General features: G+C 69.7%; 22 protein-coding genes. 11 read left to right on the top strand and 11 right to left on the bottom strand.

Annotation, left to right across the window (positions count from 1 at the left end):
• Window positions 1–22 precede the first annotated feature (22 nt).
• The 4 genes from NDR87_RS08570 to NDR87_RS08585 all read left to right on the top strand — a co-directional run bounded on the left by NDR87_RS08570 (window position 23) and on the right by NDR87_RS08585 (window position 4,088).
• Window positions 23–1,357 carry a CdaR family transcriptional regulator gene (locus tag NDR87_RS08570; protein WP_251910588.1) on the top strand — a complete coding sequence of 445 codons (1,335 nt, stop codon included), beginning with the start codon at window positions 23–25 and terminating at the stop codon, window positions 1,355–1,357.
• Window positions 1,358–1,485: 128 nt separating this feature from the next.
• On the top strand, window positions 1,486–2,409 hold the full coding sequence (locus NDR87_RS08575; protein ID WP_251910589.1) for an ACP S-malonyltransferase: 924 nt from the start codon (window positions 1,486–1,488) through the stop codon (window positions 2,407–2,409).
• A 114-nt stretch (window positions 2,410–2,523) separates the two neighbouring features.
• Window positions 2,524–2,826, top strand: a complete 303-nt coding sequence (gene acpM, locus NDR87_RS08580; RefSeq protein WP_195111597.1) for a meromycolate extension acyl carrier protein AcpM — start codon at window positions 2,524–2,526, stop codon at window positions 2,824–2,826.
• Between the two features lie 11 nt (window positions 2,827–2,837).
• A complete protein-coding gene (locus NDR87_RS08585) occupies window positions 2,838–4,088 on the top strand; it encodes a KasA/KasB family beta-ketoacyl-ACP synthase (protein ID WP_251910590.1) in 1,251 nt (416 codons plus the stop codon).
• Here NDR87_RS08585 and NDR87_RS37220 read toward each other — a convergent pair.
• Entirely contained in the window at window positions 4,082–4,207 is a 126-nt protein-coding gene (locus NDR87_RS37220; RefSeq protein ID WP_286013237.1) for a hypothetical protein, read from the bottom strand. The two genes, NDR87_RS08585 and NDR87_RS37220, sit on opposite strands and share 7 nt — an antisense overlap.
• Window positions 4,208–4,223: 16 nt before the next feature.
• Here NDR87_RS37220 and NDR87_RS08590 point away from each other — a divergent pair, with 16 nt between their 5' ends.
• Window positions 4,224–5,654 carry an acyl-CoA carboxylase subunit beta gene (locus tag NDR87_RS08590; RefSeq protein WP_251910591.1) on the top strand — a complete coding sequence of 477 codons (1,431 nt, stop codon included), beginning with the start codon at window positions 4,224–4,226 and terminating at the stop codon, window positions 5,652–5,654.
• Window positions 5,655–5,703: 49 nt separating this feature from the next.
• Here NDR87_RS08590 and NDR87_RS08595 read toward each other — a convergent pair whose 3' ends face one another.
• From NDR87_RS08595 to NDR87_RS08605, 3 genes are all read right to left on the bottom strand, one after another.
• Window positions 5,704–6,720, bottom strand: coding sequence for a GAF domain-containing protein (locus NDR87_RS08595; protein ID WP_251910592.1), 1,017 nt, complete (start codon window positions 6,718–6,720; stop codon window positions 5,704–5,706).
• Window positions 6,721–6,887: 167 nt separating this feature from the next.
• The gene (locus NDR87_RS08600; protein WP_251910593.1) at window positions 6,888–7,421 is read right to left on the bottom strand and encodes a DUF3145 domain-containing protein; all 534 of its coding nucleotides are present in this window, start codon (window positions 7,419–7,421) and stop codon (window positions 6,888–6,890) included.
• 94 nt (window positions 7,422–7,515) lie between these two features.
• Entirely contained in the window at window positions 7,516–8,349 is an 834-nt protein-coding gene (locus NDR87_RS08605) for a serine hydrolase domain-containing protein (protein ID WP_251910594.1), read from the bottom strand.
• Window positions 8,350–8,397: 48 nt separating this feature from the next.
• Between NDR87_RS08605 and NDR87_RS08610 the strand changes: the two genes are divergently transcribed.
• Window positions 8,398–9,594, top strand: coding sequence for a serine hydrolase domain-containing protein (locus NDR87_RS08610; RefSeq protein WP_251910595.1), 1,197 nt, complete (start codon window positions 8,398–8,400; stop codon window positions 9,592–9,594).
• Here NDR87_RS08610 and NDR87_RS08615 read toward each other — a convergent pair.
• Together NDR87_RS08615 and NDR87_RS08620 are read right to left on the bottom strand one after the other, a co-directional pair.
• The gene (locus tag NDR87_RS08615) at window positions 9,585–10,157 is read right to left on the bottom strand and encodes a DinB family protein (protein WP_251910596.1); all 573 of its coding nucleotides are present in this window, start codon (window positions 10,155–10,157) and stop codon (window positions 9,585–9,587) included. The two genes, NDR87_RS08610 and NDR87_RS08615, sit on opposite strands and share 10 nt — an antisense overlap.
• A gap of 67 nt (window positions 10,158–10,224) precedes the next feature.
• Window positions 10,225–11,274, bottom strand: coding sequence for a phosphotransferase family protein (locus NDR87_RS08620; protein ID WP_372494125.1), 1,050 nt, complete (start codon window positions 11,272–11,274; stop codon window positions 10,225–10,227).
• A 101-nt stretch (window positions 11,275–11,375) separates the two neighbouring features.
• Here NDR87_RS08620 and pabB point away from each other — a divergent pair, with 101 nt between their 5' ends.
• Window positions 11,376–13,532 carry an aminodeoxychorismate synthase component I gene (pabB, locus tag NDR87_RS08625; RefSeq protein WP_251910598.1) on the top strand — a complete coding sequence of 719 codons (2,157 nt, stop codon included), beginning with the start codon at window positions 11,376–11,378 and terminating at the stop codon, window positions 13,530–13,532.
• 227 nt (window positions 13,533–13,759) lie between these two features.
• Window positions 13,760–14,476 carry a hypothetical protein gene (locus NDR87_RS08630; RefSeq protein WP_251910599.1) on the top strand — a complete coding sequence of 239 codons (717 nt, stop codon included), beginning with the start codon at window positions 13,760–13,762 and terminating at the stop codon, window positions 14,474–14,476.
• Between the two features lie 196 nt (window positions 14,477–14,672).
• Here NDR87_RS08630 and NDR87_RS08635 read toward each other — a convergent pair whose 3' ends face one another.
• Entirely contained in the window at window positions 14,673–16,289 is a 1,617-nt protein-coding gene (locus NDR87_RS08635) for a TerD family protein (protein WP_251910600.1), read from the bottom strand.
• 327 nt (window positions 16,290–16,616) lie between these two features.
• On the opposite strand from NDR87_RS08635, the gene NDR87_RS08640 reads away from it, so the two are divergent.
• The 3 genes from NDR87_RS08640 to NDR87_RS08650 all read left to right on the top strand — a co-directional run bounded on the left by NDR87_RS08640 (window position 16,617) and on the right by NDR87_RS08650 (window position 20,911).
• Window positions 16,617–17,663, top strand: a complete 1,047-nt coding sequence (locus tag NDR87_RS08640; RefSeq protein WP_251910601.1) for a 3-oxoacyl-ACP synthase III family protein — start codon at window positions 16,617–16,619, stop codon at window positions 17,661–17,663.
• Window positions 17,664–17,667: 4 nt separating this feature from the next.
• Window positions 17,668–18,594 (top strand): hypothetical protein, encoded by a 927-nt coding sequence (locus tag NDR87_RS08645; protein ID WP_251910602.1) that lies wholly within the window; start codon window positions 17,668–17,670, stop codon window positions 18,592–18,594.
• Between the two features lie 202 nt (window positions 18,595–18,796).
• Entirely contained in the window at window positions 18,797–20,911 is a 2,115-nt protein-coding gene (locus NDR87_RS08650) for a LuxR family transcriptional regulator (protein WP_251910603.1), read from the top strand.
• A 154-nt stretch (window positions 20,912–21,065) separates the two neighbouring features.
• Here the strand turns inward: NDR87_RS08650 and NDR87_RS08655 are convergent, their stop codons facing one another.
• The 4 genes from NDR87_RS08655 to pcaB all read right to left on the bottom strand — a co-directional run bounded on the left by NDR87_RS08655 (window position 21,066) and on the right by pcaB (window position 24,383).
• Window positions 21,066–21,422 (bottom strand): ACT domain-containing protein, encoded by a 357-nt coding sequence (locus NDR87_RS08655; RefSeq protein ID WP_251910604.1) that lies wholly within the window; start codon window positions 21,420–21,422, stop codon window positions 21,066–21,068.
• Between the two features lie 30 nt (window positions 21,423–21,452).
• Complete coding sequence (locus tag NDR87_RS08660) at window positions 21,453–21,926, bottom strand: flavodoxin family protein (RefSeq protein ID WP_251910605.1); 474 nt, start codon at window positions 21,924–21,926, stop codon at window positions 21,453–21,455.
• Between the two features lie 127 nt (window positions 21,927–22,053).
• Complete coding sequence (locus tag NDR87_RS08665; RefSeq protein WP_251910606.1) at window positions 22,054–22,974, bottom strand: RNA polymerase sigma-70 factor; 921 nt, start codon at window positions 22,972–22,974, stop codon at window positions 22,054–22,056.
• A gap of 14 nt (window positions 22,975–22,988) precedes the next feature.
• Window positions 22,989–24,383, bottom strand: coding sequence for a 3-carboxy-cis,cis-muconate cycloisomerase (gene pcaB, locus NDR87_RS08670; RefSeq protein WP_251910607.1), 1,395 nt, complete (start codon window positions 24,381–24,383; stop codon window positions 22,989–22,991).
• Window positions 24,384–24,386 lie beyond the last annotated feature (3 nt).

A 24,386-nucleotide genomic window follows, 5' to 3' on the forward strand; every position in this document is an offset into this window, starting at 1 on the left:
AATCGCCGCAAGGGAATATTGCATGGTGGAACGTAAACCGCCGCGGCCTCGGCGGATCTCCGAGGGCACGTCCGAACACCACGAGGTCTATCTGCCGACCGGGGCCCTGTCCCCGAATCGGCAGAACCGGGACCCGCTGCCGGACACCCTGCTCAAGCGGGTGCGGCAGCTGTCGGGGCGGCTGTCGACCGAGGCCATCGCCTCGATGGAGGACCGGCTGCCGTTCTTCGGTGATCTGGACGCCGCTCAGCGCGCGGGCGTGCAGATGCTGGTGCAGACCGCGGTGGTCAACTTCCTGGAGTGGCTGCAGGACCCCGAGAGCGATATCCGCTTCTCCCTGGACGCCTTCCAGGTGATCCCGCAGGACCTCGCGCGACGGTTGACGCTGCGCCAGACCGTGGACATGGTCCGGGTCGCCATGGAGTTCTTCGAGCAGTGGCTGCCCGCCCTGGCCCGCAACGACCGGCAGCTGGTCGCGCTGACCGAGGCGGTGCTGCGCTACGGCCGCGAGCTCGGCTTCGCCGCCGCCTCGGTGTACGCCAGCGCGGCGGAATCCCGCGGCGCCTGGGACACCCGGCTCGAGGCCCTGGTCGTCGACGCCGTGGTGCGCGGCGACACCGGACCCGAAATGCTCTCCCGCGCGGCGACCTTGAACTGGGACGCCACCGCGCCCGCGACCGTGCTGGTCGGCACGCCGGTCAACGACCAGGTGGCCGTGGTCGGTTCGGTGCACACCATCGCCGCCCGGCACGGCAACGCGGCGCTGGCCGTGGTGCAGGGCTCGCGGCTGGTCATGGTCGTCAGCGGCCATCTCGGCGAGGGCGGCTACCCCTCGCCGTTCCTGGCCGAGCTGCTGGCCGAGGTCTTCTCCGACGGGCCCGTGGTGATCGGCCCGACCACCCGGACGCTGTCGGCCGCGCATATCAGCGCGGTCGAGGCGATGGCCGGTATGGAGGCGGTCGTGGGCTGGCGCGGCGCGCCACGCCCGGTGCACGCCTCGGAACTGCTGCCCGAACGCGCACTGCTCGGGGACCGTGCTGCGATAGACGCTCTCAACGAGTATCTTGTGCTACCGTTGGCCGCCGCCGGATCGGCCCTGTCGGACACCCTCGACGCCTATCTCGATTGCGGCGGAGCCGTCGAGACGTGCGCCCGGCAGCTGTACGTTCATCCAAATACGGTTCGCTACCGACTCAAGCGCATCGCCGACATCACCGGCCGAGATCCCGTCAATCCGCGCGACGCCTACGTACTCCGGATCGCCGCAACAGTGGGTCGACTGACACGAATGCGTAACGAAACGCCGTCAACTGTCACAGAAGAGGCCTCTGACACCTTTTACGAAGATCGGCTGTAACGCCGAGGGGGAATCGGTCGATCGCGACATCTCACTTGCCGTTTTGTGGGGTCCACACAAAAGCGGTCGACAAGCTTCATTCGCGTCGACATCTCCGGATGGGCTTCCCACAGTGTTTTGTAGAGGGCGTGATCGCGTTGCTCGCCCCTGGACAGGGCTCACAGACCCCAGGCATGCTCGCGCCTTGGCTCGATCTTCCCGGCGCGCGCGACCGCCTCGACCTCTGGTCCCAGGCCTGCGGCCTGGACCTGCTGCGACTCGGCACCACCGCCACGGCGGAGGAGATCACCGACACCGCGGTGACTCAGCCCCTGGTCGTGGCCGCGGCGCTGCTGGCGTACGCGGAAATCCCGTCGGAAGCGATTCCGAGGGATACGATCGTCGCCGGACACTCGGTAGGCGAACTCGCCGCCGCTGCTGTCGCCGGTGTCATCTCCGCTGATGACGCGGTGCGGCTGGCCGGTATCCGCGGTGCGGAGATGGCCAAGGCGTGCGCGTTGGAGCCGACCGGAATGTCCGCCGTGCTCGGCGGTGATGAGGCCGCCGTGCTCGCCCGGCTCGCCGAGCTCGACCTGGTTCCGGCCAACCGCAACGCGGCCGGTCAGATCGTGGCGGCTGGTCGGCTCGATGCGTTGGCGGAACTGGCGGACAATCCGCCGGAAAAGGCGCGTGTTCGCGCGCTGTCCGTCGCCGGAGCGTTCCACACCGCGTTCATGGCACCCGCCCAGAACGCTGTGACAGAGGCCATCTCTGGGATCACTCCCGGCGAACCGACCCGGGTTCTCCTGTCGAACTTCGACGGAAAGCCGGTCGACTCGGGCTCAGACGCCATCGAGAAGCTCGCCGCACAGGTGACCCGGCCCGTCCGGTGGGATCTGTGCACCGAGACCCTCCGCGCGGCGGGAGTCTCCGCGGTGGCAGAACTGCCACCGGCCGGAACTCTGGTCGGTATCGCCAAGCGGGAGCTGAAGGGCACGCCCAATCTGGCATTGAAGACGCCGGAAGATATTGCTGCGTTGGCGGAGTTGTCGACAGTCTCGGCAACCAGCTAGCTTTCGTCGCGGCCCGCAACGATGCGGACCCGACCGGGACCGGCGGAAACAAAAGCCGGGCTCGTACCGAAAAAGAAAACGGACCCCAGAGAGTAACAAGAAGGGAGCCACGAAGTGGCCGCTCTGACCCAGGAACAGATCGTCGAAGAGCTCGCGAAGATCATCGAAGAAGTGACCGGCATCGAGCCGTCCGAGGTGACCTTGGAGAAGTCCTTCGTCGACGACCTGGACATCGACTCGCTGTCGATGGTCGAGATCGCGGTGCAGACCGAGGACAAGTACGGCGTCAAGATTCCGGACGAGGACCTCGCCAGCCTGAAGACCGTCGGCGACGCCGTCGCCTACATCCAGAAGCTCGAGGCCGAGAACTCCGAGGCGGCCGAGGAGCTGAAGGCCAAGTTCGGGCACGCCGAGTAAGGGCCGACAACGTGACCACTCCTTCCACCAAGAACGGGAACTTCCCCAACGTCGTCGTAACGAGCCTGGCGGCGACCACGTCGATCGCGGGCGATGTCGATGCGACGTGGAAGGGACTCCTCAACGGCGAGAGCGGTATCGATACGCTCGAGGATTCCTTCATCGAGGAATACGACCTGCCGGTTCGCATCGGCGGTCACCTCAAGGTCAACCCGGACACCCTGTTGAGCCGGGTTGAGATCCGTCGCATGGCGTATGTCGAGCGGCTCGCGACCGTGCTCGGTCGCGAGGTGTGGAAGAACGCCGGCAGCCCGGAGGTCGATCCCGAACGCCTCGGCGTCGCGATCGGTACCGGACTCGGCGGCGGCGATGCCCTCGTCGATTCGGTCGACAAGCTGAAGACCGGCGGCTATCGCAAGATCTCGCCGCTGGCCGTTCAGATGGTCATGCCGAACGGACCGTCCGCCGTTGTGGGCCTGGAGCTGCAGGCCCGGGCGGGAGTGGTCACGCCGGTGTCGGCATGTTCGTCCGGCTCCGAGGCCATTGCCAACGCCTGGCGGATGATCGTCATGGGTGACGCCGACATGGTCGTCACCGGCGGCGTCGAGGGCTACATCGACTCGGTGCCTATCGCGGCGTTCTCCATGATGCGCGCGATGAGCACCCGCAACGACGATCCGAAGGGCGCCTCGCGTCCGTTCGACTCCGATCGCGACGGCTTCGTCTTCGGTGAGGCCGGTGCGCTCATGGTCATCGAGACCGAGGAGCATGCCAAGGCGCGCGGGGCCACCATCCACGCGCGGCTGCTGGGTGCGGGCATCACCTCCGACGGCTTCCACCTGGTTGCCCCCGATCCCGAGGGCAGCGGCGCGGCGCGCGCCATGCAGCGTGCGATGCAGACCGCCGGACTGTCGCCCAAGGACGTCACCCACATCAACGCCCACGCGACCGCCACCCCGATCGGGGATACCGCGGAAGCCAACGCGATCCACAAGGCGGGCGTGCAGCACGCCTCGGTCTACGCGCCCAAGTCCGCCCTGGGCCACTCGATCGGCGCCGTCGGCGCCCTCGAGTCGGTGCTCACCGTGCTCAGCATCCGCGACGGCATCGTGCCGCCCACGCTGAACCTGGAGAACCAGGATCCGGAGATCGATCTGGATGTCGTGCACGGCGAGGCTCGCCGCCAGGACATCGAGTACGCGATCAACAACTCGTTCGGTTTCGGTGGGCACAATGTCGCGCTCGCCTTCGGCCGCTACTGATTTCCGGTAACGGTCACCACTGCAGCGGTCCTGGTGTGGTTTTCGAGCACGTACTCGTAGCTTGAAAACCACACCAGGACAACGACATTTTGCAGCCGCGTCAGCGACTCCAGATCCACGCGAGGAGATTACGCGATGACCATCATGGCCCCCGCCCAGACGGACACCACGACCGATCCCCGTGATCCGCTGGGCCGGTTGCAGCGCTTCTTCGACCCCGGAACCGTGCTGCCGCTGCATCCGCGGGACCGCTCCGGCGTGCTGGCCGCCATCGGCGAGGTCGACGGGGTGCGCACGGTCGCCTACTGCTCCGATGCCACCGTCATGGGTGGCGCGATGGGTGTGGAGGGTTGTAAGCACATCGTCGACGCGATCGATACCGCGATCGACTCCAAGGTTCCCGTGGTCGGCATCTGGCACTCCGGCGGCGCTCGCCTGGCCGAGGGTGTGGAATCGCTGCACGCGGTCGGCCTGGTCTTCGAGGCCATGGTGCGCGCCTCGGGCCTGGTCCCCCAGATCTCCGTGGTGGTCGGCTTCGCCGCCGGGGGTGCGGCCTACGGCCCCGCGCTCACCGATATCGTGATCATGGCGCCCGAGGGCCGCATCTTCGTCACCGGCCCGGACGTCGTCCGCTCGGTCACCGGCGAGAACGTGGATATGGCCACCCTGGGCGGTCCGGTCACCCACGGCAAGAAGTCGGGCGTCAGTCATATCACCGCCGACGACGAGGCCGATGCCATGCACCGCGCCCGCCGGTTGGTGTCGATGTTCGCCGAGCAGGGCGAATTCGATCCGGTCGCCGCCGAACACGGCGATGTCGACCTGCAGGCCCTGCTGCCCGAGTCGGCCCGGCGCGCCTACAATGTCAAGCCGATCATCCACGAGCTGCTCGACAACGTCGACGGCGAAAGCTCCTTCGAGGAGCTCCAGGGTGGCTACGCCCGCTCGATGGTGACCGGCATCGGCCGCCTCGCGGGCCGCACGGTCGGTGTGCTGGCCAACAATCCGCTGCACCTGGGCGGCTGCCTGGACTCCGAAAGTGCCGAGAAGGCAGCGCGTTTCGTGCGACTGTGCAACTCCTTCGGCATTCCGCTGGTCGTGATCACCGATGTGCCCGGTTATCTGCCCGGCGTGAGCATGGAGTGGGAGGGTGTGGTGCGCCGCGGCGCCAAACTGCTGCACGCCTTCGCCGAGGCCCGCGTCCCGCGCGTCACCCTGGTGACCCGCAAGATCTACGGCGGTGCCTACATCGCCATGAACGCCCGCTCGCTCGGCGCGACCGCGGTGTACGCCTGGCCCGGCTCGGAGGTCGCGGTCATGGGCGCCAAGGCCGCCGTGCAGATCCTGCACAAGAAGGCCCTGGCCGCCGCGCCCGAGGAGGAGCGCGAGGCCCTGCTCGAGCGCCTCACCGCCGAGCACGAGGAGATCGCGGGCGGCGTCGGGCGCGCGCTGGCGATCGGCGTCGTGGACGAGGTCATCGATCCGGCCAAGACCCGCTCCACCATCGCCGCCGCCCTGGCCGCGGCGCCGTCGAAGCCCTCGCACCTGAAGAACATTCCGCTGTAAGCGGTGGTGCCACAAGGGGTGGGCGGCCCTCGGGCCGCCCACCCCTTTTCTATTCATCGCCTCGGGACTCGGTCGGGTCCGGATCGTCGGAGCTGCCGACGACGGTGAGTTCCAGCAGCATGAGCCGGGCGGTATCCGGGGTCGGAATGATCGTGCCGACCGCGTCCACGACCGTCCAGCCGCCGCCCATCCGGCGCAGGCGCACCCCATCCACCCGGCCGTGGGTGCGGCCGTCGCGGGTCACGCGGTCCACCTCGGCGAGGATGCGGGCCACATCGTCGGGATGTGGGGTGTCGCGGTCGTCGACCATGCCCTTCCACTGAATGCCGGGCACCGGGTCGGTTATCCAGCGGATCAGGCGCACCTGCCGGGCGTCGGCCAGCACCAGGTGACCGTTGCCCGCGGCCTGCTGTCCCAGCACCGACAGCGCGGCGCCGTCGAGCGAAATCTCTTCGGGCGCACGGTATTGCGTGATGTCCTGGATCAGGCCGCGCCAGCAGTACGCGGCCGCGCCGACGCCGTTGCGCACCGCCAGCCGGTAGCGGCGCAACCGGTGGCCGAGGCGGGCGGTGACATCACCGGACCAGCGGCTGCCCGCGACCGGTTCGACGGTCCGCAGGATCAGCTCCATCGAACCGTCGAAGCGCTCGACGTACCGGAACGCCTCCGGCACGGTCCAACTCGACCGATCGCGCGGCAGCGGCCAGTCGAATGCGGGCCGGCCCAGCCGGATCGAGCACGCCTGCGAGGAATAGCCGAACGCCGCAACGGCGTACGGCTCCGGCAGCGGCTCGCCGTCGGCGGCGATCCGCACCTGTACGGCGTGCACGCGGCCGTCCGGACCGAAGACCGGACCGGCCGATACCGTGTGCTCCCCGAGACCGTGCCCGGCCAGCCGCATCTGCACCCGCTCGCGCCGCTCGTGGGCCTGTGCCACAAGTCGCAGCCCGCCGGGCGGTAACAATCGCGTCGGCGAGCGCCACTCGGTCAGGCGATCGTCGACCGCCAGCACCGACCAGTCCTCGCTCTCCCCCAGGGTCTCGATGAGAACCCGCGCTCCCTCCATGGCAGTACTCCCCTCCTGTCCTTGGGGAAACTGTGCCACAGCGACCGCGGGCCCCGGCCGCCGGACGAGCCCGTCTGCAGCACACGCCGGGTAATTCGCGCAGGCGAGAGGCCTACGGCCGCACCGGAATCGGCGTCATCCGGTGACCGCTCCGGACACTCGGGTGCTCACCCCACGTCGCGGCGCAGCCAGGTGACCTCCGCGCCCTCGCCCCCGCTGCGATACGGTTCGAGCTCGTCGTCCCAGGCGGTCCCGAGCGCGTGGTCGATATCGGCGGCGATCTCGGCGGCGCTGTGGCGGCCGCGCTCACGGGCGGCCCGGACGATCGCGCGCAGCCGCATCTCCCCCACCACCACATCGCCGTTCGCACTCATCGCACCGCACCACAGACCGAGTCCGGGCACGAAACTGAAGCGTTCGCCGTCGACCCCTTCACTCGGGTCCTCGGTCACCTCGAAACGCAAAACCGGCCAAGCCCGCAATGCATTGGCAATCCGTCCGCCGGTGCCGACCGGACCGACCCAGTCGGTGATCGCGCGCAGTTGTCCCGGCGCCACGGGCTGCGATGTCCAGCGCAATTTCGCCGGTGCCTTCAGCGTCGAGGAGAGCGTCCACTCGATGTGCGGGCACAGCGCCGCGGGCGACGAATGAATGTACACGGCACCGGCCGTCGCGTCCGCGAACTGATTCGATGCGCGCACAAGTACACCTCCAGCCTCGACGTGTGACGTCTTCCCCAACGACCCGTCGAGCCGGCGTGGCCCGAGTTTACTGGAGTGCCCGAAGTTACGGGTGTTACTTTTCGGCCGTGTTGTGTGACGTTGCGATCTCGTCCAGGACCGCGTCACTGAGCGGCGGCCACGCCGCCCGCGCCCAATCGCCGAAGTTTTCGTCGCTCAAAGCCACGCATGCCGCGCCCGCCGCGGGGTCGACCCACAGGAACGTGCCGGTCTGACCGAAATGACCGTAGGTGCGCGGCGAGTTGGCCGCACCGGTCCAATGCGGAGTCTTGTGATCGCGAATCTCGAATCCCAGCCCCCAATCGTTGGGGCGCTGGGAGCCATAACCCGGCAGCACGCCGCCCGTTCCCGGAAATTGCACCGAAGTCGCCTCGGCGAGCGTCTGCTCGGACAACAGTGTGGGATGCAGCAACTCTTCGGCGAATCGCAGCATATCCGCCAGCGACGAGCGCGCGGCATGGCCCGCCGACCCGCGCAGCAGCGAGGATTTCATTTCGAGCGGCTCGAATACGGCCTCGTGCAGATAGTCCTCGAACGCGATACCGGTCTGCTCGGCCACGAAGCGCGCGAGCACCTCGAATCCGGCGCTCGAGTAGATCCGCTTGGCGCCGGGCTCGGCCATGATCACCGTCGTGTCGAAGGCCAGGCCCGAGGTGTGTGCGAGCAGATGGCGCACGGTCGAGCCCGGTGGACCGGCCGGCTGGTCCAGGTCGATCGCACCCTCCTCCACCGCGACCAGAACCGCGTACGCCGCAAGGGGTTTGGTCACCGAGGCGAGCGCGAACACCCGATCGGCGTCCCCCTCGCTCGCGCTGGCGCCCCGCGCGGTCACCACACCCGCCGCCGCATGCCGAACCGGCCACTGTCGAATCTGCTCCAGTGCTCGCACGGGGACGAGCCTACGGCGACCGGCCCGGCGGCTACCATCGAGCCCATCATGACTGCACCACCCCGGATCCACGGCGATGTGGACACAGGCTTCGGACCGGTCGCCGATGCGTTCCGGCGCAATTTCGAGCGGCACGGCGAGATCGGGGCGGCCGTCGCGGTCTACGCCGGTGACCGGCCGGTGGTGAACCTGTGGGCCGGATATCGCGATCGCGCGCGCACCCTGCCGTGGGAGCGCGACACCATGGTGCCGGTGTTCTCCTCCACGAAGGGCATGGCGGCCTTCGTGCTCGCGCACGCGGTGTCGCGGGGCCTGCTGGACTACGAGGCGCCGGTCGCGCGGTACTGGCCCGAATTCGGTTGCCACGGTAAGGAATCGATCACCGTCCGGCAGCTGATCGACCATCGGGCGGGAATTCCGGAGTTGGATCGCGTGGTGCGGCTGCGCGATCTGGGCGATCTGGATGCGCTGGCCGAGGTCCTGGCGGTGCAGAAACCGCACTGGCGACCGGGGACCAGGCACGGCTACCACCCCATCACCGCGGGCCTGTACCAGGGCGAACTCATCCGCCGGGTCGATCCGGCGCGGCGCACTCTGGGCCGCGTGTTCGCCGAGGAGTTCGCGACGCCGCTGGGTCTGGATTTCTTCATCGGGCTGCCCGAGAGCGAGCCTATGGACCGCATCGCCACACTGTCGGCCACGACCGGGCTGGACGTGCCGCGCTACGAGCGAGATCTGCCACTGCGCATCGGAATGCAGCTGTACGCCCGGCGCGGGGCGACCTATCGGGCGCTCAACAGCCCCCGCCTCGGCGCGGCCGCGCGGGCGGCCCGGCGCGAATACCTCGGGGTCGAACATCCCGGCTCCGGCGGTGTCGGCACCGCCCGCGCCCTGGCCCGGGTGTACGGCGCGGCCGCCGCCCGCACCGGCGAACTGCCCATCGACGACGCCGTGCTGGACCGGCTGGCCGCCGCCGAGACCGCCGACGACGTGCCCGCCGAGGATCTGATCCTGCTCACCCGTAGCCGTTACCACCTGGGCTTCCGCAAGTCGCGCGGCTCGTTCCGCTTCGGCTCCGACAAACGCGCCTACGGCACCACCGGCTTCGGCGGCTCGGTCGGATTCGCCGATCCCAGTACGGGATTGGGTTTCGGCTACACCATGAACCGCCTCGGCATGGCCGTCCTCGACGATGTGCGGGCCCGCAATCTGCACCGGACGGTGGTGCGCTGCGCTCAGGCGTGAACGTCGTGCAGGTGGTGGATCAGGTCGTGGACGAAGTAGGTGGCCATGGAGTCGACGGTGAACAGCGAGCCGTTGCTGCGCCGGGCCGCCCGGCCGCGCTCGGCGACGGGCACGGATTCGAAAGCGCCGGAGACGGTTTCGGCGGCCACGGCCAGCTCGGCGGCGACGGTGGCCGGATCCTGCTCACCGTAGCGGCCCGCCACGGCCGTGACGTCCTGATCCCAGTTCTCGAAAACCGGTAGGCCGTCGGCGAATCCGACCTTGCCCTCGAATCCCGCGACCTCGGGTGGCGTACCCGGGCCGCCGAGGGTGACGTCGAGCCGGTGGACGAACACCCGGCACACGTCGCGCACGTGCGCGGCGTATTCCAGCGCCGACCAGGTCGAATCGTCCGGGCGCACCGTCGCATCGGCACGTTCCAGCACCGCGCCGAATCGTCCGGCGGCGTCGCGCACCAGCCCGGGCACGGCCTCGTAAGCGGTCGCGGGCCCGTCGAATCCGCATTCGGGGCACGGCTTTTCCAGGACCCAGGTCCAGTCCTTGGCATCGGGAACGATCGGCATGGACCAAACCTAAACTGGCGGAAAGTTTACCGCCACAAATAAACTGCCAATCCTCGACGAGATGCGGTCACTCGATCAGCCGGTGCGCCTTCTCGAACAGCTCCAGCGTGATCGCGTGCAGGAAGTCGCCCACCTGCTTGGGCGCCTTACCGGCGAACGCGCGGGCGTGCGTGCCCTCGAGGACGATGCCGAGCTTGAAGCAGGCCAGCACGGTATACCAGGTCACCGCGCTCAGATCGCGTTCGGAGAACTCGCCGTAGTGGGCGATCATCTCCTCGGCCGTGGGCAGCCCGCCCACCGCGCCGAGCTTGCCGACCAGCGCCGAACCGGTGGTGCCGGGCTCGGGCCGGGTCGCGATCTGCCAGCCCAGATCCAGCAGCGGATCACCGATGGTCGACATCTCCCAGTCGACCATGGCCGCCACCTGCGGGCCGTCATAGGAGAACATCATGTTCGCCAGATGGCAGTCGCCGTGCAGGATGCCGGGCGTCCACTGCGCCGGGCGGTGGCGATCGAGCCAGTCGCCCACCCGATCCACGCCCGGAATCTCCGGTCCCGGATAGCCCTCGTTGGCGGTGTAGGACTCGAGTTCGGCCAGCCAGCGCGGCACCTGCCGCTCCAGGAAGCCCTCCGGCTTGCCATAGTCGGACAACCCCAGCGCCCGGTAGTCGAGCGCGCCCAGCCGCGCGATGGCCTCCACCGCCGACAGGCCCATCCGGCGGCGGATCTCCGAATCGCTCGCATGCGGTTCGGGCAGTTCATTGGCCGGGTTGAAGCCGTGGATCGGTTCCATCAGATAGAACACCGCGCCGAGCACCGACTCGTCGGGGCAGGCGGCGATCACCCGGGGCGCGCGCACGCCGGTCCCGTCCAGCGCGCCGAGCAGGCGGGCCTCGCGGCGGATCACCTCGTTGCTCTTGGCGCGCAGGTGTTTCGGGCCGCGCCGCAGGACGTAGTCGCGGCCGCCGCGGGTGAAACGCACCATGATGTTCTGGGTGCCGCCGCCGAGCGGGGTCACCTCCTCGAAATCCCCGGCGGGCAGGCCCTGCTCGTCCATCCACTTGCCGACGATTCCGAAATCGACCACATCCCGCGCCACCGCGGCCGGTTGCACCACAGACATGTCCCACATTGTGCACCACGATCGCGTCACAACTGCGGGCACCTGCCATCAATGTGGTCTGCCCTCGGTTCGCCGGGACCCGCTACGGTGATCGGATGAGCACGACCCGGCCCCGTTGGCGCGCAGGGGCCGCCGAGGGAACCGGTCCGCTGCGCACGTTGCTGGTGGACAACTACGACTCGTTCACCTACAACCTCTTCCACCTGATCGGTGCGGTGAACGGGATCGAGCCGGTGGTGGTGCGCAACGACGAGGTCGACAAGCTCACCGAACTGGACCTGGACCGGTTCGACAATGTCGTCATCTCCCCCGGCCCCGGTCGCCCCGACATCGCCCGCGACTTCGGCATTTCCCGCCAGCTGATCGAGCACTGCGACTTACCGCTGCTCGGCGTCTGCCTGGGCCATCAGGGCATCGTGCTGGCCGCCGGTGGCGCGGTCGTCGCGGCCCCGGCCGCGCGGCACGGCCATCCCGAGCACATCGGCCACGACGGGCGCGATCTGTTCGCCGGGCTGCCCCAGGATTTCACCGCCGTGCGGTATCACTCACTGTGCGCGGCGCGACCGCTGCCCGACGCCCTGGCGATCACCGCGACCGCACCGGACGGGGTGATCATGGGTGTGCGCCATCGGCATCGACCGCAGTGGGGGGTGCAGTTCCATCCCGAATCCATCTCCAGTGCGTACGGCGCGGCGCTGCTGCGAAATTTCGCCCGGCTCACCCGGGAGTCCGCCGGTCGCCGCTCGACGCCGCGGCCGCCGTCCCGGCCCGCGGAAACGCCCGTGGCCCAGACGGATTCACCGGTCCGCCTGACCGTACTGCACGAGGTGATCGAGCGGGCGGTGGATACCGAGGCGGTGTTCGGGCGGCTGTACGCGGAGTCGGCGACCGCGTTCTGGCTCGACAGCGCGCATCTCGTGACGGGGATGGACCGGTTCTCCTATCTGGGTGACGCGGCCGGGCCGCTGGCGCGGGTGGTGCGGTATCGGGTGGGCGACGGGTTCGTGCGCGTCGATTCGGTTTCGGGCAGCCGCCTCGCGGCGGGGACGGTGCTCGACCATCTGTCCGCGGAACTGGCCAGGTATCGGATCGAGTTCCCGGACGTACCCTTCGATTTCGTCGGCGGCTATGTCGGCTACCTCGGCTACGAGGTGAAGGCCGACTGCGGGGCCGCCCCGGGCCATCGCTCGCCCATGCCGGACGCCCAGTGGATCTTCGCCGATCGGCTCGTGGTGGTCGATCACCTCGCCGGACGCACCCATCTGATCGCCCTCGCCGACGCGAACGCCGTTGCCACGGGCCGGGACTGGCTGGCCGCCACTCGCGCCGCGCTCGCGGACCTACCCGATGCGGCCGCACCGGTGCCGCTGCCGCTGGCCGCCGACGAACGCGCGGTCGCCGACGGGCTGACCCGCGGACGCGACCGCTATCTGGCCGATATCGCCGAGATCGAGGCGCAGCTGCGGGCCGGGGAGACCTACGAGGTGAACCTCACCGACAACACCTACGTCGACGCCGACTGCCCCGGCCTGGAGGTGTATCGCGTGCTGCGCCGATGCAATCCGGCCCCGTACGCGGCCTTCCTGCGCTTCGCCGACCTCGAGGTCGCCTGCTCCTCGCCCGAGCGGTTCCTGAAGGTGGATCGCGTCCGCACCGTGGAGAGCCGCCCGATCAAGGGCACCGCCCCGCGCGGCGGCACCCCCGACGCGGACGAGAACCTGCGCCGCGCCCTGGAGCTGGACCCCAAGACCCGCGCCGAGAACCTCATGATCGTCGACCTGCTGCGCAACGATCTGGGCCGGGTGTGTGAACTGGGCAGCGTGCACGTACCGCACCTGATGACGGCCGAGACCTACACGACCATGCATCAATTGGTGACCACCGTCCGGGGGCGGCTGCGCCCGGACATCGACGCCGTCGCCTGCCTGCGCGCCTGCTTCCCCGGCGGCTCCATGACCGGCGCGCCCAAACTGCGCACCCTCGAGATCATCGACTCGCTCGAGACCGAGGCGCGCGGAATCTATTCCGGCACCATCGGCTTCCTGGGCCTCGGCGGCACGGCCGATCTGAACGTCGTCATCCGCACGGCCGTCCGCCACGACGGCCGCTGGCGCATCGGTGCGGGCGGCGCCGTCGTCCTCGACTCCGATCCGGAGCAGGAGTACCAGGAGATGGTGCTCAAGGCCGCGGCCTCGCTGCGCGCGGTCACCGAGGCGGCGCGATCGCGGTCGATCGCTCCCCTGCAGGCCTAGTCGCGGTGTCGCGGCGATCGCGGCGTCCCCGGGCGAAACGCTGCTGAGAAACAACGGATGTCGCGAGGATGCGGCCTCTCCGGCGGTGAATCGGCCGTTGCGGAACGTCTTTCGCGCACCAAGAACGGTCGCTGAACCACCTGGACAATCACCACCCCCAAATCCGGCGAATCGGTCTATTCGGGCCACATAGTGGTTCCGAAGGGGACGGACCGCGGAGGCGAGGGATGACTTATCGGGCGCTGATGGCGGGGTTGCTGGCCGGTGGCGTGCTGCTGGCCGCCGGGCCGGGCAGCGGCATGTCGACGCTCCCGGACCCGGCACTGGTCCCACCGCGCACGGCCCTGTCGTTCCGCTGGATCATTCCCAGCGTCCGGTGGGGCACCGCCAACGAGCACGAGCGGCGCAACGGGTTGTCGATGGTCAAGCTGTACATGGTCGACTACGCGCTGCGGCACGGAGACGGATCGGCCGCGGATCGGGAGTTGGGTGAGCGCATGATTCGCCGCTCCGACGATGCCGCCGCGAGCCTGCTGGCGGCCAAATACCCGCGGGCGATCGATGCGGTGGCAGCCGAATACCACCTCGCCGACACCGTCGGCGGCGCGGACTGGGGCTCGGCGCTGACCTCCACCGCCGATCTCGCCGACTTCCTCGCGATCAAGATGCGCAGCGATCGCGGCTCACTCCTGCTGACCTGGATGGCCGACGCCGAACCGATCGCCGCCGACGGCACCGAACAGGACTGGGGCACCGCGAAACTGCCCGGTGTGCTCGGAAGTAAGTGGGGCTGGTCGGATTTCGGCCCGCCCGAGGTCGCCTCGGCATCGATCGGACTCGGTTTCACCGTCGCCGCGCACACCCAGGGCACCGCCGACGAGCAGACCGACGATGTGCTCGCGGTGTTGCAGGGCGTACTGCTGGACCTGCTCGGGGTGCCCTGACCCCGCTTTGTGCCGGATATCTCCCCAATGATGGGATGCGCGAGGTTTCAGGGTCGACCAGGGGTTAATCCCGGTACTGGACGAGCTGTCCAACAGCCATGCTGGGACAGACGGCGGCAGGTACGCGCAACGAGGCGTGTGCCGGAAACTGGCGGCACAGCGCGGTGCTCCCGGGCCCGGCCCACCGGCCGTCGTATCAGATCCGTGCGCCCTTGGCTCGGTTGCATGCCCGACACAGGATCTGCAGATTCGCCGCGCTCGTCGCGCCGCCTCGGCTGAGCGGGATGACGTGGTCGAATTCCAGATAGTGGGTGGCACCGCAGTCCACGCAGCGCCCGCCGTCGCGCTGCCACACCTGGGCCTTGAGCTCGGGTGGAATGGAGCGCCGGTCCCGGCGGCCGGGGGCGAGGGTCAGCCGTTTGGCCACGCGCAGCGCGCCTTCCAGCGCGGCCGCGACCAGGTCTGGATCCTCGACTTCGAAGGTGGCGCCACCGCGGGCGGAGGTGGCCGCCACCACGACCGTATGCTCGTCGGCCGTCACCGAGACGATGCGCGACCACGGCAGCTCGACGCCTGCCTCGGGGCCGATGAAGCGCAGCTTGCGGCTGGAGCAGACCAGCCGCCCCTCGGTCGGTCGCGGCCCGCGGGCCAGCTGCCGGACGCGGATCGCCGGAATGTCCAGGTGCACCGCCTCTTCCGGATCCAGATGCAGGCCGGGCGCGCGCACGGTCGGCAGCTCTCCCGCGCGCAGCCGCGACAGCGTGCGGCCGCGCTGCAGCCGGCGGCGCAGGTCCTCCACCTGCGCCCCGGTCAGCGCCAGCGCCGCGACGGTGGCCTCGAAGTCGTCGAGTTCGTCGGGGCCGACCTCGCCGTCGGCGATCACGAACGCGGCCAGTCGCTCCACATACGCCAGCCCGGGGCCGCGCAGTGCCGTGCGGCCGGTCTCGGCATCGATGCGCCGATATCGCAGCGCGGTCCACAGCTCGTCCCAGGCTCGCCCGTGTGGTCCGGTGGCGGTCAGCACGCGCCACGCGCGCGCCCGCCAACCCTCGAGGTAGCGCTCGACCTCTCCCGCACACGCCCGGCACGGCGCCGGCGTGCCGAGTACGCGCCAGCCTCGGCGGCGGCCGCAGCGCACGCAGATCCGCGGATCCCGCGGCGGCCGTGGGATCGTCGAATCCGTCCAGCGCGCGCCGTCCCACCAGCGCAGCGCGGCGGCGTCGTCGGGATCCGGCTGCCAGTCCGGCCGGGGATCGGCCGGGGGCGGGGTCGGGTCGTCGATCCGGGCGGCGGGTTCGTCGCGTGCCAGCTCCACCCCGCGCGGCACCCCGAAGGCGGCGAACAGCTCGGCCGCGCCGGGAAATCCGGTGCCGTCGGCGCGAAACCACCAGCGCCCGTCGCGCCGGAAGATCCGCGCGAACACCGCCGCCCGCGCCCCGGGCGCGGCCACGATGTCGCAGCGCGCCACCGGTCCCTCGGCATCGAGCACCGTCAGCGTGGGTCGGGCCAGCGCGGCCAGCTCGCCCTCGGGCACCGAGCCCGCGATCAGCAGGCACCCCACCTCGGGCACGGTGCGCGGCAGCGACACCGACAGCCGCGCCGTGCGCGGCTCGGGGCGCTGGTCCAACGTCACCGCCTGCGAGGGATGGCGCGGCGCGTTGAAGAACACCGCGTCGTGGCGCGACCGCACCCGCCCGTCCGCACCCAGCAGCAGGGCGTGCGCGTCCAGCGCCTGGGCCGAGCGCCACGAAAGCAGCACGCTCAGAAGCGAAGTCGGTAGCGGCGTCGCGCCGTCGTCGTCATCGGATCGCATCGTGATCGAACTATGCCAGGCCGGTCCGACACACTCGCGAATACCTGTGCCGCGCGGTACCGAAACAGGTTCGCCGCGGCCCCTATCACCCCCTATCCGAATATGCCGGAAGGATTCCTCCAAAAAGTCGTCTCACCTTGCCTTTTCGCACCGCCCGACGGTTAAACCCCGGTGCCATGGCCCCATTTTCCGGGGCCTACCTCCTGGTAACGTCCGACTCGGCATCGGGGCTGCTGTACCAAAGGTATCTGTTAATTCACGCAATACCTTTTCTTCGCAATCGGATTCGGTCCGAATCGAATTTTCATCCAAGAGAGTAGGGGGCCCATGCGTACACGTTTCGAATCGATCGGCGCCTACACGCCCAGCGAGGTCCGTTCGACCGACGAGGTGATCGGCGCACTTTCCATGCCCAGATCGCTGGACCTCGAACGCATCACCGGCATCCGCAACCGGCACGTGCACTCCCGCGATCCGCAGCGCTACGAATCCTCGTTCGAGCTGGCACTGGCCGCCGTCGACGACTGCCTGTCCCATTCCGACTACCGGGCCGAGGAACTGGACGTGGTGATCTCCGCCTCCATCACCCGCTTTCGCGGACCGGACTTCTTCTGCTACGCACCGGCTTTCGCGACCATGCTGCGCGCGGCGATGGGCGCCGAGCGGGCCCTGCACCTGGACGTGTCCAATGCCTGCGCGGGCATGATCACCGGCGTCATGCTGCTGGATCGGATGATCCGGGCGGGGGTGGTGCGCAACGGCATCGTGGTCAGCGGCGAGCAGATCACCCCCATCGCCGAGACCGCGGCCCGCGAGATCAGCCAGCCCTACGATCCGCAGTTCGCGGCGCTGACCGTGGGCGACGCCGCCGTCGCGGTAATCGTCGACGACCGCGGCGACGACGACGATCAGATCCACTACGTCGAGCTGATGACGACCGCCGCCGGGGCCGAGCACTGCCTGGGCATGCCCAGCGAGCGGACCACCGGCATCGCCATGTACACCGACAATCGCGCGCTCGCCAGCGAATCGCGTTATCTGCAGGGCATCACCCGCATGGCCGATTTCCTCGCCGAGCGCGGACTCGACTGGGAGAACGAAAAATTCGATTACTGGATACATCATCAATTTTCCGGCCCGGCGATCGAATACATCAGCCAGCTCACCGAGCGCCACTTCCGGACCCCGATGCCGCAGGCACTCAACGTTTTAGACGAATTCGGCAACACCGCCTCCACATCGCACTTCCTGGTGCTGCACGAACATCTTGCGCGACAAGCGATTCCGAAGGGCTCGAAGGTGCTACTCGTACCGGAGGCATCCGGTGTGGTGTCCGGACATCTGGCCGCGACCATTTCCCGATTGGAGGCGTGAAAGCATGTCTGCCACAATCGTTTCCGCCGCCGCCTGCGCCGACCCCGACACCGGCAGCTATTTCGATCTGGCCACCCGCGCCGGGCGCGCCTGCCTGGCCCGTGCCGCGCTGACACCGGACCAAATCGGCCTGGTGCTCAACGCCGGGGTGTTCCGCGACCAGAACATCTCCGAACCGGCCGTGGCCGCGCTGGTGCAGAAGCGGCTGGAAGTGGGCCTGGAGTATCGGACCGGCGACATCCCGGCCTTCTCCTTCGATCTGATGAACGGCGGCACCGGGATGGTGCACGCGCTGATGGCCGCGCAATGTTTTCTCGAGCTCGGTGACATCGAGTACGCCCTGGTCCTCTCCGGTGATGCCCACCCATCCACCGAACGCGGCGTCGACGGCTTCCCGTACACCGCCACCGGCGCGGCGATGGTGCTGCGCAGCGATCCCGACAGCGGGGGATTCGGTGAACTGCAACAGGTTTCGGCCGAGTGTCCGCGACCCGCCGCCTGGGTGGATCTCGCCGCGGCGGGTACCGAGGGGCGGCGGGCGGTGACGGTGCGCCCCGGCGGCGATCCGCTGTCGGCCGCGGCCGAGGTGGTCACCCGCTGCCTGGCGGAGGAACACCTGGAGCTCACGCCGACCGGCGCCCTACTGCTCGCCCCCGCTCCCGCAACGGATTTCGCCAGCCGCCTGGCAAAGCGACTGGGTGCGCCGCCCGATGCCATCGCGGGCGTCGACCCGGCGCTGGGCGATCCCTACACCGCCGCCCCCGTGCACGCCTACCTGGCCGCACAGGCCGCCGGACTCGTCGACGACACCCGGCCGGTGCTGTTCCTGGCCGTGGACGGCGACGTAGCGGCTTGCATCACATATCGTCCATGCCCAATCGCGCCGGTCGGCATTGATGCCAATCTGTGCGCGAAACAGCTTGACATGTAGCATAATTCACGCGACAGGCCGTCGTCTGCGGTGGTGGGATGCACCTAGGCGGCCGGACGAAAACCGTTGTGCACCGGCTGAATTCCCGTGTGTCCCGCGACGCACACAGCTGCAACGATGCCGCTTCCCAAGCTCGACCGCGTCACGGTCGAGACGCACCCCTTCAGTCGGGGCACATCAGATCGACGAAGGGACAACGAGCATGCAACGGTCGGTCGCTCGGGACCGAGGCCGGGCAGCGGTCGTCATCGGTCCACACGAACCCCACCAGGTCCGTCCACCCCGGACGGACGGCGACAGCCTGGCGGCCGTATTGGCCGCCGATCGGGTGCGCCATCGGGTCGCTCAGGCAATGGCGGTGCTGGGCGCCGCAGCCGACGCCGAATTCGTGGCGGCACTGCTGGAGACGGATCCGGAATCCGTGCGCGAGATAATCGGCGAACTGACCGCCATGGGCGTCGTGGAGGGACAGCGGTTGTATCCCGCGTCCCTCGCGGCCCGCCTGTTGCGCGAGCTGTCCGCCGACGAGCGCGTGCACTGGCACACCCGCGCCGCGGAGGTCTTGTATCGCAACGATTTTCCGGCCTCGGCGGTGGCCGCACAGCTGGTCGCCGCGGGCGACGCGCGCAGCACCTGGGCCGCACAGGTACTGGTGGAGGCCGCCGACGAGGCGCTGGTGCACGACGATATCGACGGCGCGGCACAGCGTTTGGAACTGGCCTATCGCGCGAGCCGACGGGCCAGCGGCCGCGCCGCCATCGCCACCCGGCTGGTTTCGGTCGAACGCCGCGTCAACCCGTCCACCCGCACCCGTAACTTCGCGCGCCTGAAGGCCGCGCTGTACACCGGCCGGGTCCCCGATACCGAACTGCCCACGGCGGTGCTGCACATGCTGTGGCACGGTCACACCCAGCATGCCGATCAGGCGCTGGCCCGGCTGGACCGGGGACCGCACCGGATCGTCGATCCGGCGGTGGATTTCCTGTGCGCCTGGCTGCGCTACACCCACCCCACCCACGTCGAGCGGCACAGACGGCTGTTCTCCACCCGCATCGGCGAGGGCGGGCGGGCGGCCTTCGACCGGCGCTCACCGCATCGGCAGTCGGCGGATCTGCTGGCCGCCCTGTCGGTGCAGCATCCACCGGCCGAGATCGCCGGTCTGGCCCAGCGCATCCTGGCCGGGCACCGGTTGGCAGTGACGACCGTGGAGGCCCTGGTCGCGGCCGTGGACTGCCTGATACACGGCGATCGGCTCGACACCGCCGACGCCTGGTGCACCTCGCTGCTGGCCGAGGCGCAGGCCCGCCGCGCGCCGACCTGGCGTTCGGTGTTCGCCGCGCTGCGCGCCGACACGTTGCTGCGCAAGGGGAATCTCACCGGCGCGATCGACAATGCCACGCTCGCATTGAATCTCGTGCCCGCCGAGCACCTCGGGGTGTGGGTGGGCCGACCGATCGCGGTGCTGGTGCGGGCGCTGACGGCACAGGGCCGCCACACCGAGGCGGCCGCGCAGCTGGGCCGTCCGGTGCCGCGGGCCATGTTCGAATCCCGTTTCGCCCTACCGTATCTGCACGCCTGGGGCCATCACTGCCTGGCGGTCGGGCGGCCCGACGAGGCGCTGCGGCAGTTCCGCCAGTGCGGCAACCTGATGCGCCAGTGGCATCTGGACTTCGCCTGGCTGGTGCCCTGGCGCAACGATCTGGCCGCCGCCTACCTCGAACTCGGGGATCGGCGGCGGGCCCAGGCGCTGGCCACCATGCACCTGGAGCTGATCGGCGGGGCCGACCGCCATCGCACCGGGGCCACCTCGCTGCGGCTGCTCGCCGCGACCGGTGACGCTCATCGCCGAGTGCTGCTGCTGCGGCGCGCGGTGGCGGTGGCCCGAGCGGGCGGCGACGACCACGAATTGGCCACGGCCCTGACCGAATTGGGTCGCGCCCACCGCACCATCGGCGATGCCGACAAGGCCCGCCCGCTGCTGCGCGAGGCGGTTCGGCTGGCCGAGTCCTGCGGATCCGGGGCGCTGGTACGGCGGCTGCGCGGCGACCGTCCCCCGGCTCCCACCGCACCGACGCAGCGGGTCCGGGTGACCGCGGGCAGCGTGGAAACCCTCAGCCCGGCCGAACGCCGGGTCGCGGAACTGGCCGCGCTCGGCAAGCGCAACCGCGATATCGCCGAATCCCTGGCCATCACGACCAGCACGGTGGAGCAGCACCTGACCCGCGTCTACCGCAAGCTGTCGGTGGCCCGCCGCGGCGATCTGCAGTTCGTGCTGTCTGCGCACGCGTCGGCCGCCGCCGAATCGGCGGTCGGCTGAGCCCCGCCCGGCTCGGCGACGGCCGAATGCCCTCGCCGAGCCGGGAGATCGGGCAAGGGGTAACCGCACGATTCGGGCTGGCCGCGGTGGCCGCCATCGTCCTCGCGGTCGCGGTGTTGGCGGCGGCCCGCTCACCGCCCAGCGGCGCGTGCGGTTATGGGCGGATGTCGAATCCGTTCGCGCGCAGTGCCTCCGCGGCGTCCGAGCGGCTCGATTCCGGCACCAGTACCAGATCGGCGTGGTAGGTGGAGGCGACGAAGACCGGAATACCCTGCTCCGCCAGCGGATTCGCCACCGCGGTGAGCGTATCCGGCCGCCGCGGCCCGCGTTCGGCGCCGCCGTAGAAGCCGATCCAGACCTCTCCTTCCTCCCATGGCGGCGCCTCGCGCACCACGGTCAGCCCCTCCGGGGCGCGGACCAGGGCGATCCATTCGTCGTCCTCCGGGAACGTCGACTGCGCCATATGCTCGACCACGAAACGGGACGGCACCACATGCAATCGTTCGGTCACCCGGCCATCGTAGAAGCGCGGACCGACAACTCAGGCCGTGGCGGTGAGCCGGGCGCGCAGGCCCTCGGCGAACCGCTGCGCGGCGGCGAAATCGGCGACATCGGGGCGACCCTTCTTGACCCCGCCGAACGGCTTGAACGGCGCCCAGGTGTCCAATCCGCGGCAGGAGAAGCTGCCGACCACCTCGAAGCCCTTGCTGCCCACCAGCCGGGCGAACGCGCGCAGATAGCGCCGGAACGGCGGTTCGGGAAATCCGCTCGAGGTGAAGACGAACGCCTTGTGCCGCTGCCCTTCCGGCAGCGACCGCACGAACCGGCGCAGCCGCGGATGGAGATTCATATTGAAGACCCCGGAACCGAAGCCCACCAGATCGTAGGTGGCGAGGTCGGCGGGGTCGATCTGCTCGGGCTCGACCACGGCGGCCCCCAGCACCTGCCCCATGACCTCGGCGACCCGCCGGGTATTGCCGTGCGATACCGAGACACACACGATGACGGCCCTCATGACAAGACTCCTTATCTCAGGGGGTGACCGGCCCTCCCCTCCGGCGAGTCGGTCACCCCATCCGGTTCGACACCCTTGGGACACCGCTCGCCCGGGCGAACGTGACAGCCGCCCGCTATGTCCTACCTCACACCGCATCCCGCGCGAGCGGGCGCAGCCGCTCGGCCGTGCGCAGCTTGTCGGGATTGCGGACAGCGTACAGCCCGGTGATGCGCTCCCCCGCCACCTCGATCAGCACCACCGAGTCCAGCCGGTCGTCGTCGCCGGACCGCAACAGAATCGCCGGAAGCGCGTTGTAGCTGCCCAATTCGAACCGCATGCCGGTGAGCCTGGTCTGGATCAGCCCGGCCGCGAATCGGGCGACCTCCGCGGCGCCGGTGAGCGGACGCCCGGCCACGACGACCTTGCCGCCGCCATCGGAGATCTGCACGACATCGGGCGCGAGCACCTCCATCAGGGTCCGCACATCGCCGGTGCGCGCGGCCGCCAGGAACCGGCCGGTCACCGCCCGGCTGGTATCGGAATCGGGCTGGAAACGCTTGCGCCGCTCCTGCACGTGTTTGCGCGCCCGATGCGCGATCTGCCGGACGGTGGCATCGGATTTGCCGATCATGTCGGCGATCTCGACCAGGCTGTGGCCGAACACCTCCGACAGCACGAAGACCGCCCGCTCGGCCGGGCCGAGCGTCTCCAGCACGAGCAGCATGGCCATCGAGACCGATTCGGCCAGCAGGACATCGTGGCTGGCGTCGTGCTCGGTGCGAATCGGTTCGGGCAGCCAGCTGCCGATGTAGTCCTCGCGGCGGCGGCGCGCCGAGCGCAGGTGATTGAGCGCTTGGCGCGCCACGATCTGCACCAGATAGGTCCGCTGATTTCGCACCCCGTCCGGATCGACCTCGCGCCAGCGCAGATAGCTGTCCTGCAGCACGTCCTCCGCATCGGCCGCACTGCCGAGAATCTGGTAGGCGACGGTGAACAGCAGTGGCCGCAACCGATCGAATTCGCTCGACTCCTCGATCTCGCGCGCCCGCGCACCACTACTACTCACCCGTAGAGTATCGCCTAGGCCCGGCCGAGCACGCGGTCGACGAGGTCCGGCGCCACCCCGAGATACTCCTCCGGCCGCAGCAGCCGCGCGAGCTGATCGGGATCGAAATGCCGTCGCACCGCCGGATTCTCCGCCAGCACCTCCGCCAGCGAGCGGCCCCGCGCCTCGGCCTCGAAGGCGGCCGACTGCAGGGCCTTCTTCGCCTCCGTCCGCCCGAGCAGCGGAATCAGCCGGATCGACAACCGCTCCGACACCACCTGGCCCCGGCTCAGCGCCAGCACCCGGCCCATGCGGCCGGAGTCGGCGGTCAGTCCCGCGGCCAGCTCGGCCGCGGTGTGCGCACTGCCGCCGACCAGCAGCAGACATTCGCGCAGCGGCTGCCATTCGGCGTGCCAGGCCCCGGGCGAGCGCTCGTCCTCGGCGAGCATGGCCGCGTACAGCGTGGACGACAGGGCGGGCACCTGCAGCGCGGCCGCGCGGATCAGGGTGCTGAGCACCGGATTGCGCTTCTGGGGCATGGCCGAGGATTCCCCGCGACCGGCCGCGCCGGGCTCGGCGACCTCCCTGACCTCGGTGCGCGACTGCGCGATCACGTCGACCGCGAACTTGCCCAACGCGCCGGAGGTCAGGGCCAGCACAGCGGCCAGATCGGCGATCGGGGTGCGCACGCTGTGCCAGGGCGCGTCGATCGGGGCGAGGGACAGCTCCGCGGCGAATTCGTCGCTCAGTCGGGTGTAGATCTGCGCGGCGGGCGCGGTGGCCAGCTCGCCACCGCTGCCGCGCGCGCACTCCACATAGGAGGCCGAAGTGCCCGCCGCGCCGCCCAATTGGACCGGCAGCCCGTGATCGCGGACCCGGCGCAGCCGGTCACGGGCGTCGAGCAGGCCCTGCATCCAGACCGCGACCCTGGCCCCGAAGGTGGTCGGCACGGCGTGCATGCCCAGCGTGCGGGCGGCGACCGGGGTGTCGCGGTGCTCGCGGGCCAGCCGCCCCAGCGCGTCCACCGTCGCCTCCACATCGGCGATGATCGCCGACAGCGCCCGCGCGGCGATGAGCATGGTGGCGGTGTCGAGGATGTCCTGGCTGGTCGATCCCCAGTGCACCTGATCGGCGGCGGTCGGATCGACCTCGGCCACCGCGCGATGCAGCTGCTGGACGAAGGCCACCACAGGATTCGCCGCCCCGCGCGCGGCCTCGGCGATCGCCCGGGTATCCCAGCGGTGCTCGCGCACGGCCGTGCTGATCCGCCCGACCGCCTCAGCCGGGATGATGCCCAGCCGCGCCTGGGCCCGCGCCAGGGCGAGTTCGACCTCGACCATGGCCTCGAGCCAGGCGTCGTCGGACACCAGCCGCTCCACCGGCACGCCCGCCCGCACCGGTGCGAGCAGACCCTTGTCGACCACCACCATGAG

This window comes from Nocardia sp. CDC159 (assembly GCF_023740735.1).
Classification (GTDB): domain Bacteria; phylum Actinomycetota; class Actinomycetes; order Mycobacteriales; family Mycobacteriaceae; genus Nocardia; species Nocardia pulmonis.

Excerpts from the sequence above, each read along its gene's own strand:
- NDR87_RS08570 (WP_251910588.1), top strand. The coding sequence starts at position 23 with ATGGTGGAACGTAAACCGCCGCGGCCTCGGCGGATCTCCGAGGGCACG.
- NDR87_RS08590 (WP_251910591.1), top strand. The coding sequence starts at position 4,224 with ATGACCATCATGGCCCCCGCCCAGACGGACACCACGACCGATCCCCGT.
- NDR87_RS08595 (WP_251910592.1), bottom strand. The coding sequence starts at position 6,720 with ATGGAGGGAGCGCGGGTTCTCATCGAGACCCTGGGGGAGAGCGAGGAC.
- NDR87_RS08610 (WP_251910595.1), top strand. The coding sequence starts at position 8,398 with ATGACTGCACCACCCCGGATCCACGGCGATGTGGACACAGGCTTCGGA.
- NDR87_RS08615 (WP_251910596.1), bottom strand. The coding sequence starts at position 10,157 with ATGCCGATCGTTCCCGATGCCAAGGACTGGACCTGGGTCCTGGAAAAG.
- pabB (WP_251910598.1), top strand. The coding sequence starts at position 11,376 with ATGAGCACGACCCGGCCCCGTTGGCGCGCAGGGGCCGCCGAGGGAACC.
- NDR87_RS08630 (WP_251910599.1), top strand. The coding sequence starts at position 13,760 with ATGACTTATCGGGCGCTGATGGCGGGGTTGCTGGCCGGTGGCGTGCTG.
- NDR87_RS08635 (WP_251910600.1), bottom strand. The coding sequence starts at position 16,289 with ATGCGATCCGATGACGACGACGGCGCGACGCCGCTACCGACTTCGCTT.
- NDR87_RS08640 (WP_251910601.1), top strand. The coding sequence starts at position 16,617 with ATGCGTACACGTTTCGAATCGATCGGCGCCTACACGCCCAGCGAGGTC.
- NDR87_RS08645 (WP_251910602.1), top strand. The coding sequence starts at position 17,668 with ATGTCTGCCACAATCGTTTCCGCCGCCGCCTGCGCCGACCCCGACACC.
- NDR87_RS08650 (WP_251910603.1), top strand. The coding sequence starts at position 18,797 with ATGCAACGGTCGGTCGCTCGGGACCGAGGCCGGGCAGCGGTCGTCATC.
- NDR87_RS08660 (WP_251910605.1), bottom strand. The coding sequence starts at position 21,926 with ATGAGGGCCGTCATCGTGTGTGTCTCGGTATCGCACGGCAATACCCGG.
- pcaB (WP_251910607.1), bottom strand. The coding sequence starts at position 24,383 with ATGGTGGTGGTCGACAAGGGTCTGCTCGCACCGGTGCGGGCGGGCGTG.